Below are 13068 nucleotides of genomic sequence, written 5' to 3' on the forward strand. Positions count from 1 at the left end.
TGAATACAACGCAAACACAGGCCAGATGGCAGTTTTGTCATTTTTGCACGAACCTTGACCGCCTGTCCGCCAGCGACATGTCATCATGCTTCAGCCAACGCGGCAGCCTCGTCAACATCTACCGATACCAGCCGTGAGCATCCTGGCTCATGCATCGTGACCCCCATCAGTTGGTCGGCCATTTCCATGGCGATCTTGTTGTGGGTAATGTAGATGAACTGTACCTGTTTTGACATTTCCTTGACCATGTTGGCGTACCGCCCCACGTTAGCATCGTCCAACGGAGCATCCACCTCATCCAGCATACAGAACGGAGCCGGATTAAGCTGGAAGATGGAGAACACCAATGCAATGGCCGTCAGTGCTTTCTCCCCGCCGGAGAGCAAATGAATGGTGCTGTTTTTCTTGCCCGGCGGTCTTGCCATGATGGCAACCCCCGTTTCCAGCAGGTCCTCACTCGTAAGCTCAAGGTACGCATTGCCGCCACCGAACACTTTCGGGAACAGCGCCTGGAGCCCCCCATTGACCTGATCGAACGTCTCCTTGAAGCGCTGCCGGGTTTCGCGATCGATCTTGCGTATGGCGTTGTCCAGGGTCTCCAGCGCTTCCATCAGATCTTCATGCTGACTGTCCAGATAGGTCTTACGCTCACTCTGAACCTGATACTCCTCGATGGCCGCAAGGTTGATGGCACCCAGACGCTGAATCCGGGACCCGATTTTCTCGAGGTCTTCGGCCCAGGCTTTCTCGCTGGCATCTTCAGGCAACGTGGACAGCACTTCCTGCAGGCGGACATCCAGTTCCTCGAGCTGCTCCAGGTGATTGCCTGCACGAATCTCCAGGGCCTGGGATTCCATTTTCAGCTTCTCGAGGCTGGCACGGACGTCCTGGATGGTATGTTCTATGCGGCTGCGACTTTGCTCCCGATCACGCACCTCCTGATCAATTTCTTCAAGCGCGTCTCGGGCAGCACCCAACTTTTCCTCTTCAGCCAAGCGCCTGTCCAGCAGGCCTTCCAGCTGCATTTTCAGATCTTCAATGGGCTCTTCGGCGTTTTCGCGGCTTTCACGGAGAATGTCGAGTCGCTCGTCCAGACGCTCTTTCTGCAATTGCATTCGATCAATGGTCTGACGCAAGCCATCGCGCTGGCTGTTCAACGACTGAAGCTGGAGTTGTAACTGGTGGGCGTGATCGCGATCGTGCCGAGCCTCCTGGCGAAGCCGGTCAAGGTTTTCACGCAGCACGTCCCGACGCTCAAGCAGCCGCTCCTTCTCTTCATCGCTGTCTTCCGTCGATGCCAGGGCCTGCTGCCACTCCTCGCGGGTTTCCAGCAGTTGTCCCTGCTGCTCCTCGAGATTCATGGACACGTCAGCAAGATCGTCACGAATGCGTTGAAGCCTCGCATCAATCTGTTCCGCACGCGCCTTCAGACCACTGATCTTGGATGACAGGGTGGCGAGTTCCCGATCGGCATCCGCCAGCCGGCCCTGGGCATCGTCCCTGGCAGCTTCCGCCCGTTCTGACTGTTCCAGCAACCGGTCCAGATTATCGGTGGCGGCTTCCAGGGAGGCTTCCGCCTGCTCCAGCTCTGCTGTCAGTGCGGTGACTTTCTTCTGGCGTTCGATTACGCCAATCTGGGCCGCGTCGGAATCGGGCATCAACACCCAGTCAGCGGACAACCAGGCACCCGCGGGGGTAATGACACTCCTGCCCGGCGCCAAACCTTTCTGCCGTTCCAGCGCGTCCTCCATGGACTCCGCGGTATCAACAAGCGCCAGCAAGGATGCCATGCCCCCGGCACCGGATACTTTGCTTGCGAGCCCCGTTGATGGACCATTGGCGCTGGAGTCACTATTCACCAGGGCCAAACCTCGGGGAGCATCAGCCATGTTGGCATGCACTGCTCCCAGCCCCGGTACGCTCAGCCCCTGGCTGAAGCGCCCAATTACCTGTTCTACCGCAAATTCCCAGCCATCGTCGATACGAAGTTGCGTGGCCAGTCGTGGGCTGTCGCTAAGGCTGTGTTCATTGAGCCAGGCCTGCAGGGTGTCGTCCTGGCTGCCCATCTGTTCATCCAACAAGGCCTGCTGGGATTCAAGCGATGCCCTCAGACTCTGGACCTGCTGGCGCGCCTCGGTGGCAGCCTGCTCTGCGTCCCGCTGGTGGTGGCGTGCCTCCTGGAGTTCGTCCTGGACAACGTTGATTCGCTCCGAGGCTTCCTCCCTCTGCAGCTCCAGGGTTTCCTGCTGCTCCAGCAGGTCGTCCAGTTCCGCCCGATCAACCTGCCCTTCAAGCAGATCCTGTTCTTCACGAAGCCGTTGTTGACGGGTGCGCAGTTGTTCAATGGCATTTTCCTGGGAACGGATACTGGACTGGGCCAGTTCCGCCTTTCGGCGCGCATCCGCTGAACGGGAACTGAAATCCTCCCAGTTGTGCTGCCATTCGCTCATGGCATCCTCGGCACTCTGGAGCTTCTCTCCGGACTCCTCCGATTTCAGGACCAGCGCCTCCTGTTCGGGCTCCAACATATCCAGTTCTTCCTGGATGCCCGCCAGTTTCTCTTCATCCTGATCCAGTTCCCGAGCCAGTTCGCGCTGATTGGCCATGGCCTGGTCCAGTTCCGCGGCCGTCTGGCGGCTGCGCTCTCGTTGGTGCTCGAGGCTCTGCTCAATGCGGGCAATATCGGCACCGGCTTCGTAGTAACGCGCCTGCGCCCGATTGAAATGTTCGTTACGTTCCTGATGGCCGTCCCGCAGGGATTCAAGAGCTGTTTCCAGGCTGACACGTTCAGACAGCTGCTTCTCGAGCTCGAGCTCGGTATCCCGGATGCGAGTGCGCCAGGTCTGAAGATCGGTGTCCAGGGACTGCCAGCGCAACACCGTCAGCTCGGCCTTTTTCTGGCGCTCTTCCTGTTTGTAGGCTTTGTACTTTTCCGCCGACTGAGCCTGACGCTCAAGGTGTTGCAGCTGCCTGCCGAGCTCGTCCCGAAGATCCGTCAGGCGTTCCAGGTTCTCCTGGGTCCGGCGGATGCGGCTTTCGGTTTCCTTGCGACGTTCCTTGTACTTGGAGATACCCGCCGCTTCCTCGATATACACCCGCAACTCTTCCGGCTTGGCCTCGATCAACCGCGAGATCATTCCCTGCTCGATGATGGCGTAGCTGCGGGGGCCCAGCCCGGTCCCGAGGAAAAGATCGGTAATGTCACGCCTACGGCATTTGGAGCCGTTCAGAAAGTATTCCGACTGCCCCTCACGGGAAACACGGCGGCGTACCGAAATTTCATTGAAACGTACGAACTCGCCGGGCGCCGAACCGTCGCTGTTGTCGAAAACCAGTTCTATGGACGCCTGGCCAACCGGTTTACGCGCACTGGAACCGTTGAAGATAACGTCCGACATGGACTCGCCACGCAGATATTTGGCCGAGCTTTCCCCCATCACCCAGCGAACCGCATCGATGATATTGGACTTGCCACAACCGTTAGGGCCCACGACTGCTGTCATGTTGGACGGGAACGGCACCGTGGTCGGGTCAACGAAAGATTTAAAACCGGATAACTTGATGGACTTCAGGCGCATATCAGGCGCTCACCTCTTCCCTGAGAATACTCAGTACCTGTTCACGCTGATGTTCGCCAAACTCACAGATGGCGGTTTCAAGGCCGGCGGCGTCGTCACGCACCGCTGCGTCCGCAAGTTGCCGGAAAAACCGCCCGGTTTCCGCCAGTTCATCGCGGAAGTTCTCCAGTGCGACGAAATAGGTCCGGCTGATCGCAGGCCGGAAGTTTTCCAGGGTTTCCTCAAGGAACGGATTTTCCACCAACCCATAGGCGTAGCGCATTACTCCGAATCCGGCATCAATGACCTGCTCGGCAGCATCTCCGCCGGAGGAATTGAGTGCATCAATGACCGCCTGAAGCTCCCGCACCTGACCCATAACGCCAGACAGTTCACTGCCGGACCAACGCTCAAGTACCTTCCGCCCCAGCATGCACAGCAAATCAATGTAGATATCATAGAGGCTGTTGACCAGCTCCGGAGTCAAACGGGACACCACGGCACCACGCCGAGGAAAGATATCCACCAGATGACGGCGTTGGAGAATCAACAACGCCTCGCGCACGGAACCGCGACTGACATTCAGCTCACCGGCAACCTTGAGTTCCTGGATTCGCTCGCCCGGCCTCAGGTCGCCGGTCACAATGCGCTGCCCCAGGTGCTGGGCTATCTGTTCGGAAAGACTTTCGGGGGCCTGAAACCTCATAAAGTTGGTCGCTCACTCGCTACTGGCAGCAAAGAATAAGCGCAGAAGTTTACCACAGGCACCCGTGAGCCCAATCCCCTTGTCGGACATTTTAACGATCTGGTCATGCCGGCAAACGTATGCCGGAAATTTGACGTGCTCGCCATCAAGTCTGTTTTAATCCTTGAAAAATCGAGAACAAAATCGCTATATCTGACTGTTATTGGGCACTAATTTATTTTTGGCCCCAATTATGCTTAACCAGAGAAAATACCTTTACAGGCAGCTTTAAGTGAAACAGATTCCGTCGATCAACAAGTCTGGACCACAACCTCAGAAACTCGCGGCCCTGAGACAGGCGCATCGCGACTGGAATGAATCTCCGGATGTGCTCACAAGGCTGACCCGAAGACTGTCCACGACACTCAGCCTGGAAACCCAACTGGCGATTCTGGCTGAAGAGATCGCCAGCGTAGTTCCTTACGACTGCCTGACTTATCGGCATACCATCGGTTCAAGGGATTTTGTCTATGTGACTGGCAAAGGCGGCCCCCACAGCTGTGATTATCGGCTCAATCTCGAAGGCGGTTTCTATGGCACGCTCTCTCTTAGCCGTCGACAGAAATTCACGGAACAGGAGCTCGAAGGCATAGAGCTGATGCTTGCGGCCACCATCTGCCCCATTCGCAATGCCTGCCAGTTTATTGCCATCGAACAGGCGTCACTGACGGATTGCCTGACCGGTGTTCCCAACAAGCGTGCTATGGACGAGGCGCTGTCCCGCGCCAGTTGTCTTGGCGACAGGCATGGAGAGCAGTATTCACTGATCCTGTGCGATCTGGATCATTTCAAGCAGGTGAATGACCAGTACGGCCATGTCGTGGGTGATCACATGCTGAAACTGGCGGCCGTCGAACTCGAGAAGGCTGTCAGAAACTCCGACAGTGTGTACCGCTTTGGTGGGGAAGAGTTCGCCATCCTGCTGGCCCATACCGACGAGGCGAACGCTCGTGACGTTGGCGACCGTATTCGCGAATTCATCAACACCATTGTGGTGAACTGCGGGGATACCAATGTAACGGTTACAGCGAGCTGCGGCGTAGCCATGAGACTGGCAGACGAGACCGCCGACCAGTGGCTCGCCCGCGCCGACGAAGCGTTGTATCGGGCGAAAGCCCATGGCCGCAATTGCACACGGGTTTTCGCCGCTATCAGCAACTGATCAGCGTTTTCCAGACTTTGCCGGTGGCTTGCCTGATGACTTCCGGCCCGTCGACGGGCCAGTACTATCAACCTGCCATCGCGCGCCGCCTGATTTACGCGGACCTGCCCCGGCCTGTTTACGACGCTTACGATCAAGGGTCTTTTGCTCAGACGGCGTCTTGGCCGGAATGTCCACAGGCTTCAAATCGACGGCTTTGCTCAGCGAATCCACGGCTTTCTGATCCAGCTCTTCCCACTTACCAACCGTCAGGCGGCTTGGCAGGAAAATCGGCCCGTAGCGCACACGCTTCAAGCGGCTGACCCTCACACCCTGGGATTCCCAAAGCCTGCGTACTTCACGATTACGGCCTTCCAGAAGCGTCACATGGAACCATTGGTTGATTCCCTTTCCTCCGGCCTCGCTGATATCCGAAAACTTCGCCATACCGTCGTCGAGCAGCACGCCCTCAGACAATCTTTTGATCATCGCCTCATCCACTTCGCCAAATACCCTGACCGCGTACTCTCGATCAATCTGGCGCGACGGATGCATCAAACGGTTGGCAAGTTCCCCGTCGGTGGTGAACAGCACCAGACCGGTGGTATTGATGTCGAGTCGCCCAATGGCAATCCAACGGTGATCGCGGAGCCGGGGAAGACTGTCGAATACCGTCGGTCGTCCTTCCGGGTCGCGTCGCGTGGTAACCTCACCTTCCGGTTTGTTGTAGATGAGTACACGCCTGACCACCTCGGCCCCGGCCGCAATGTCCAGGCGCTTGCCATCCAGCTCAATGCGATCATCAACCGTAACTTTCTGCCCCGGCTCAACCGGATTCCCATTGATGCTCAGGCGACCGGCTTCGATCCAGGACTCGACTTCCCGACGCGATCCCACACCGGCTCGTGCCAGTAGCTTCTGTATGCGCTCCGGGCCGGAAACGGCGGTTTCATCCGGCTGCCGCTGTTCGGGTTTTCTGGGGCGATTGGCCGCCATGGATCTATCCTTAAAGAGTGACTGACGCCGGTGGCATCAGTGAAGTGTTTGTCCTGGCGCGTTATCGGGATTGGAGTCATCCCCATCGTCACCAGTATTCCGGGCCGGAGATTCAAATTCGATCTCGGCCTGCATGTTCTTTTCGATTTCCCGACCGATCTCTTCCAGATCCCGGATTTCTGACAAGGGCGGCATCTGGTCCAGACCTTCCAGATTGAAATAGTCCAGAAACTGACGGGTGGTGGCATACATAGCAGGCCTACCCGGCACGTCGCGGTGCCCGACTACCCTCACCCACTCCCGCTCAAGCAGCGTGCGGACAATGTTGCTGCTGACGGTGACGCCCCGAATATCCTCAATCTCACCGCGGGTTATGGGCTGGCGATAGGCAACCAGTGCCAGCGTCTCCAGCAGTGCTCGGGAGTACCTCTGGGGCTTTTCTTCGAATAAACGCCCCACCCACGGAGCAAACTCTTCCCGCACCTGAAGACGGTAACCACTGGCGGTTTTCTTCAGCTCGAATCCCCGCCCCTGGCAAGACTGCTCCAGCAAGACCAGCACATGCTCCATTATCTGACGGGCCGGGCGCTCACCTTCTTCGAAAAGATCCCGTAACTGGTCGACCGATAAGGGTTTGCCGGCTGCCAGCAATGCAGCTTCGGTTATGGCCTGTATTTTCCGGAGATTGTCCTCGTTCATACCGCTCTCGCCCTGACATGGATCGGCCCCAGCACCTCGGCCTGGACCACTTCGATCAATTGCTCCTTGACCAGTTCCAGGGTCGCCAGAAAACTCACCACGACCCCCAATCGTCCCTCCTCTGGAGTGAACAGACTTTCGAATGTCACGAACTGGTCATCCCGCAGGACCGACAATATTGCCGACATACGTTCACGGGTGGATAAACGCTCCCTCTCCACGTGGTGGCTGGTAAACAGGTCTGCACGCTTGAGCACGCCCTGCAACGCAAACAGTATTTCCCGCAGTTCCACGTCCGGATGGGGCTGACTGGAAGGCATCCGGGGCAACGCTGCAGAGGCAACGAAATTGTCCCGTTCAAGCCGTGGCAAGTCGTCAATATCTTCCGCGGCCTGCTTGAAGCGCTCATACTGCTGGAGCCTGCGTATCAGCTCCGCTCGCGGATCGATGTCCTCTTCGTCCTCGGATTCCTGTCGCGGCAGCAGCATCCTGGATTTTATCTCCGCCAGGGTCGCTGCCATAACCAGATACTCTGCGGCCAGCTCGAACCGCATGGCTTCAACGGCGCCGATGTAATCCATGTACTGCTTGGTAATCTCACTGACATCAATGTCGAGGATGTCCATGTTCTGACGTCGGATCAGATACAGCAACAGATCCAATGGCCCCTCAAAGGCCTCAAGGAAGACCGCCAGGGCATCGGGAGGTATATACAGGTCACGAGGCAGATCAACCACCGGCTTACCGGAGACACGGGCAAGTGGCGCCTGCTCAACGGGCGCCTCAGCCCCCTCATCCGCCGTCGTATTGCCTGTGGTGTCCTCTGTCATGGTCTCTCCGGAATTGTCAGCGTCGGGGCTCAGCGGTAGTTCAGGCCCATGGCTGTCCGAACTTCCTCAAGGGTATCCCTCGCGGCATCCCTGGCATGCTCGCAGCCTTCTTCAATAATGGCGTGAACCAGGTCCGGATTGCCTTCATATTCACGAGCACGTTCATGCAGGGGCCGCTGCTCTTCAATAATCGAGTCAATCAGCGGCTTCTTGCATTCCAGGCACCCAATGCCCGCCGAGCGGCAGCCGGTTTGCACCCATTCCTGGGTATCCGCATCGGAATAAACCTGATGAAGCCCCCAAACCGGACACTTCTCCGGTTCGCCCGGATCGGTACGCCGTACCCGCTGGGGGTCGGTCTGCATGGTACGGATTTTCTGGGCGACGCTGTCAGGCTCTTCGCGCAAACCGATATAGTTGTTGTAGGACTTGGACATTTTCTGGCCGTCCAGTCCTGGCATCTTCGATTCCGGAGTCAGCAGGGGCTGGGGCTCCGGAAGGATCACCTTACCGCCACCTTCGATATAACCGTACAGCCGCTCACGATCGCCCAGGGAGATGTTCTGCTGCTCCTTGAGCAATGCCCGCGCCGTTTCCAGGGCTTCCATATCACCTTCTTCCTGGTAACGCTTCTTTAGGGTGCGGTAAAGCTTGGCGTTTTTCTTGCCCATCTTGACGATGGCGCCCTCTGCCTGCTCTTCAAATCCCGGCTCACGGCCGTAGATGTGATTGAAGCGGCGAGCGACTTCGCGCGTGATTTCCACGTGGGACACCTGGTCTGCACCCACGGGTACCCGACCGGCCCGATACATCAGAATGTCCGCGCTCTGCAGCAGCGGATAGCCGAGAAAGCCGTAGGTAGCCAGGTCTTTCTCGCGGAGTTTTTCCTGCTGATCCTTGTACGTGGGTACACGCTCAAGCCAGCCCAATGGGGTAATCATCGACAGTAAAAGATGAAGCTCCGCGTGTTCCGGCACCTTGGACTGGATGAACATCGTTGAGGACCCGGGATTGACGCCTGCCGCGAGCCAGTCGATCACCATATCCCAGACGCTATCCTCAATGCCGCTGGGATCATCATAGTTGGTGGTCAACGCGTGCCAGTCGGCAACGAAGAAGAAGCATTCGAATTCATGCTGGAGTTTCACCCAGTTCTTCAGAACACCGTGATAATGGCCGAGGTGCAACTTGCCGGTGGGACGCATGCCGGACAAAATCCGTTGCTGGGAATCGACAGAACTCAAAGCATGAACTCCTTTTATTTATAGGGAACAGCCATCATATTGCAGGCTGACCGGGCATTATAGTCTTATGTGTGGCCCGCGTTAAGAAGGCATTGAAAAACCTGCGCTGACGCCAGAAAACAAAAAGCCCCCGGCAGTCCGCAAAACAGACCCGGGGGCTTTCATTCACCGGCGGTAGTTTACCAGCCAGTCACTTCCTTCAGCGCCTTGCCAATTTCAGCCAGGCTGCGCACAGTTTTGACACCGGCGTCGTTCAGGGCCGCGAATTTCTCATCCGCCGTACCCTTACCACCGGAGATAATCGCACCGGCGTGGCCCATACGCTTACCAGGAGGCGCCGTCACACCCGCGATGTAAGACACCACCGGCTTGCTGACGTTGTCCTTGATGAACGCAGCGGCTTCTTCCTCAGCGGTCCCGCCGATCTCGCCGATCATCACGATGGCTTCTGTCTGCGGATCGTCCTGCAGCAACTGCAGGATGTCGATGAAGTTGGAACCCGGAATCGGGTCACCACCGATGCCAACGCAGGTAGACTGGCCGTAACCAAAGTCGGTGGTCTGCTTGACCGCTTCGTACGTCAGGGTACCAGAGCGGGACACGATGCCCACTTTGCCCGGCTTGTGGATGTGGCCCGGCATGATACCGATCTTGCTCTCGCCTGGCGTGATCACACCCGGGCAGTTCGGCCCGATCATGCGAACACCCTTGCGATCGACGTACTCTTTTGCGTAGAGCATGTCGATGGTCGGGATGCCTTCGGTGATGCAGACGATCAGCTGGATGCCAGCGTCAGCGGCTTCAACGATGGCGTCTTTACAGAACGGCGCCGGAACGTAGATAACCGTGGCTTCGGCGCCCGTCTTCTCGACCGCTTCACGCACGGTGTTGAACACCGGCAGGCCCAGGTGTTCGGTGCCACCCTTACCGGGGCTTACGCCACCAACCATTTTGGTGCCATATTCGATGGCCTGCTCAGAGTGGAACGTACCCTGTGCGCCGGTAAAGCCCTGGCAGATAACCTTGGTGTCTTTGTTGATCAGGATGCTCATTATTTACCCCCCGCGGCTTTAACGACTTGCTCTGCCGCATTCGACAGACTGGTGGCGGCAATGATGTTCAGGCCACTGTCAGCGAGTACTTTAGTGCCCTTCTCGGCGTTGTTGCCTTCCAGACGCACAACCACAGGAACCTTGACGCCAACATCTTTTACGGCGCCGATGATGCCTTCGGCAATCATGTCACAGCGAACAATGCCGCCGAAGATATTGACCAGTACCGCTTTCACGTTGTCGTCAGACAGGATGATCTTGAACGCTTCGGAAACACGTTCCTTGGTGGCACCGCCGCCAACGTCCAGGAAGTTCGCAGGCTGGCCGCCAGACAGCTTGATGATGTCCATGGTACCCATGGCCAATCCAGCGCCGTTAACCATGCAGCCGATGTTGCCATCCAGCGCCACGTAGTTGAGTTCCCACTTGGCAGCTTCCGCTTCCCGGGAATCTTCCTGGGAGGGATCGTGCATCTCGTGGATCTTCTTCTGACGGTACAGCGCGTTACCATCAACGCCAATCTTGGCGTCCAGGCAGTGCAGGTCACCGGCTGGAGTGACAACCAGTGGGTTAATCTCAACCAGCGCCAGATCGCACTCCTCGAACAGTTTCGCCAGGCCCAGGAAAATCTTGGTGAACTGACCAATTTGCTTGCCTTCCAGGCCTAGCTTGAACGCCAGTTCGCGCCCCTGGAATGGCTGTGCTCCGACCAGTGGGTCAACTTCGGCCTTCAGGATCTTTTCCGGGGTTTCTTCGGCAACCTTTTCGATTTCAACACCACCTTCGGTGGAAGCCATGAACACGATACGACGGGTACCGCGATCAACAACCGCGCCCAGGTAGAGTTCCTGGTCGATATCGGTAAGGGACTCAACAAGAATCTTGCTGACTGGCTGGCCGTTTTCGTCGGTCTGGTAGGTCACCAGATTCTTGCCAAGCCAGTTCTCAGCGAAGGCGCGGATATCGTCCTTGCTCTTGACCAGTTTTACACCGCCGGCCTTGCCGCGGCCACCAGCGTGAACCTGAGCTTTTACTACCCAGGCGTCGCCGCCGATTTCGTCAGCAGCGGCCACTGCGTCTTTGGGGGTATCGCAGGCAATGCCCTTGGATACTGGCAGGCCATATTCAGCGAAAAGCTGTTTGCCCTGATATTCATGCAAATTCATAGTTAATGTCCCGCTTTCTGATGGAGGATAACCACATACGGAAATTGAACCCGCGCAGTGCGAATTCGGTTTGATGCGCCGGGGATCACCTCAGCGCATCCTTAACGCGACCGAAAACCAGCCGTTTTAATAGCAGCGGGGCGCCGTCATTGGCGCCCCTGTTTCCTGGCTCGCGTTACTTCTTTTTGCGACGGTTGGCGATGTGAATCGCTCCGCCGGCAACACCCAGAGCCGCTTCATGCACGGACTCGGACAGAGTCGGATGTGCAAAACAGGTCAGGGCGAGATCTTCGGCACTGGAACCAAACTCCATGGCGATGACGCCCTGAGCAACGATTTCAGAGGCCTGGGGACCCACCACGTGGAAACCGACAATACGGTCGGTTTTCGCGTCGGCGATGATCTTGACCATGCCGGACGCCGCATTCGCTGCCATGGCTCGACCATTGGCGGCGAATGGGAAAGTACCCACATTGTACTCCTCACCTTCCGCTTTCATCTCCTGCTCGGTCTTCCCGACCCAGGCAACTTCCGGCGACGTGTAGATCACGTTCGGGATGCAGTCGTAGTTAACCTGCGGCTTGTGCCCGGCAATACGCTCAGCAACCATAACGCCTTCTTCGGACGCCTTGTGGGCCAGCATCGGACCACGAACCACGTCACCAACCGCCCAGACACCGGGCGCTTCGGTTTTACAGTTGTCATCCACGAAGATGAAACCGCGTTCGTCCAACTTAACACCGGAGTCTTCAGACAGCAGGTTATCGGTATATGGGCGACGGCCAACGGCGACGATCAGCTTGTCAAACTTGGCTTCCTGCTTACCCTTCGAATCTTCATAGGTCACATTAACCAGTTTGCGCTTGACTTCCGCACCGGTCATACGTGCGCCCAGCACAACGTTAAGCCCCTGCTTCTGGAACTGTTTCAGTGCATCCTTGGCAACCTGCTGGTCAACGACTGGCAGGAAGGTGTCAACCGCTTCAAGTACTGTTACCTCTGCCCCCAGGCGAGCCCATACGCTGCCCAGTTCGAGACCGATAACACCTGCCCCGATAACGCCGAGACGCTTGGGAACCTCAGTGAATTCCAGAGCGCCCTCAGAGTCCACGATGTGCGTGCCATCGAACGGCGCAGGTGGAATCTGGATGGGACGCGAACCCGTGGCGATAATCACGTTCTCCGCCTCGTAGGTTTTTTTCTTGCCATCCTTGTCGGTCACTTCCACGTTACGGTTGGCCAACAGTTTCCCGTGGCCATAGATCGGTGTAACGCCATTAGACTTGAACAGGCCGCCGATGCCACCGGTCAACTGGTCCACGATGCCTTCTTTGCGCTTCATCATCTTGGCGATGTCGAAGCCGACTTCCTTGGCGATAATGCCCTGCTCGGCAAAATCGTGGCTGGCTTCCTCATATTTATGGGAAATCTCCAGCAACGCCTTGGATGGAATGCAGCCCACATTCAGGCAGGTACCGCCTAGACGGTTCTTGCCTTCTTTATCGGTCCAGGACTCGATGCACGCGGTTTTCAGGCCCAGCTGAGCCGCTTTGATGGCGGCAACATAGCCGCCCGGGCCAGCGCCAATGACGATTACGTCGTACTTGTCAGACATGTTTTATCCCGTTTTCCAATTCG

General features: G+C 57.2%; 10 protein-coding genes. 1 reads left to right on the forward strand and 9 read right to left on the reverse strand.

Translation table 11 applies throughout. The annotated features are described in order from the left end of the window. Nucleotides 1–83 precede the first annotated feature (83 nt). Both smc and ACTRWH_RS09630 read right to left on the reverse strand, forming a co-directional pair. Nucleotides 84–3578, reverse strand: a complete 3495-nt coding sequence (gene smc, locus ACTRWH_RS09625) for a chromosome segregation protein SMC (protein ID WP_462826372.1) — start codon at nucleotides 3576–3578, stop codon at nucleotides 84–86. Nucleotide 3579: 1 nt separating this feature from the next. Next, on the reverse strand, nucleotides 3580–4263 hold the full coding sequence (locus ACTRWH_RS09630) for a GntR family transcriptional regulator (protein ID WP_036208039.1): 684 nt from the start codon (nucleotides 4261–4263) through the stop codon (nucleotides 3580–3582). A 271-nt stretch (nucleotides 4264–4534) separates the two neighbouring features. On the opposite strand from ACTRWH_RS09630, the gene ACTRWH_RS09635 reads away from it, so the two are divergent. After that, the gene (locus tag ACTRWH_RS09635; protein WP_462826373.1) at nucleotides 4535–5464 is read left to right on the forward strand and encodes a diguanylate cyclase; all 930 of its coding nucleotides are present in this window, start codon (nucleotides 4535–4537) and stop codon (nucleotides 5462–5464) included. Here the strand turns inward: ACTRWH_RS09635 and rluB are convergent, their stop codons facing one another. From rluB to lpdA, 7 genes are all read right to left on the reverse strand, one after another. Further along, nucleotides 5465–6439, reverse strand: coding sequence for a 23S rRNA pseudouridine(2605) synthase RluB (rluB, locus tag ACTRWH_RS09640; protein ID WP_462826374.1), 975 nt, complete (start codon nucleotides 6437–6439; stop codon nucleotides 5465–5467). A 36-nt stretch (nucleotides 6440–6475) separates the two neighbouring features. Continuing rightward, nucleotides 6476–7138 (reverse strand): SMC-Scp complex subunit ScpB, encoded by a 663-nt coding sequence (gene scpB, locus ACTRWH_RS09645; RefSeq protein WP_041333225.1) that lies wholly within the window; start codon nucleotides 7136–7138, stop codon nucleotides 6476–6478. Continuing rightward, entirely contained in the window at nucleotides 7135–7968 is an 834-nt protein-coding gene (locus ACTRWH_RS09650; RefSeq protein WP_269399990.1) for a segregation and condensation protein A, read from the reverse strand. Before ACTRWH_RS09650 ends, scpB begins: the two co-directional genes overlap by 4 nt. A gap of 29 nt (nucleotides 7969–7997) precedes the next feature. Beyond that, nucleotides 7998–9212 carry a tryptophan--tRNA ligase gene (locus tag ACTRWH_RS09655; RefSeq protein ID WP_174447630.1) on the reverse strand — a complete coding sequence of 405 codons (1215 nt, stop codon included), beginning with the start codon at nucleotides 9210–9212 and terminating at the stop codon, nucleotides 7998–8000. A 179-nt stretch (nucleotides 9213–9391) separates the two neighbouring features. Further along, complete coding sequence (gene sucD / locus ACTRWH_RS09660; RefSeq protein ID WP_036208055.1) at nucleotides 9392–10264, reverse strand: succinate--CoA ligase subunit alpha; 873 nt, start codon at nucleotides 10262–10264, stop codon at nucleotides 9392–9394. Then, entirely contained in the window at nucleotides 10264–11430 is a 1167-nt protein-coding gene (sucC, locus tag ACTRWH_RS09665; RefSeq protein ID WP_462826375.1) for an ADP-forming succinate--CoA ligase subunit beta, read from the reverse strand. The genes sucD and sucC overlap by 1 nt, the downstream gene beginning before the upstream one ends. 175 nt (nucleotides 11431–11605) lie before the next feature. After that, nucleotides 11606–13045 carry a dihydrolipoyl dehydrogenase gene (lpdA, locus tag ACTRWH_RS09670; RefSeq protein ID WP_036208061.1) on the reverse strand — a complete coding sequence of 480 codons (1440 nt, stop codon included), beginning with the start codon at nucleotides 13043–13045 and terminating at the stop codon, nucleotides 11606–11608. Nucleotides 13046–13068 lie beyond the last annotated feature (23 nt).

The sequence above is a fragment of the Marinobacter sp. G5_S1_61_S3 genome, assembly GCF_054968585.1.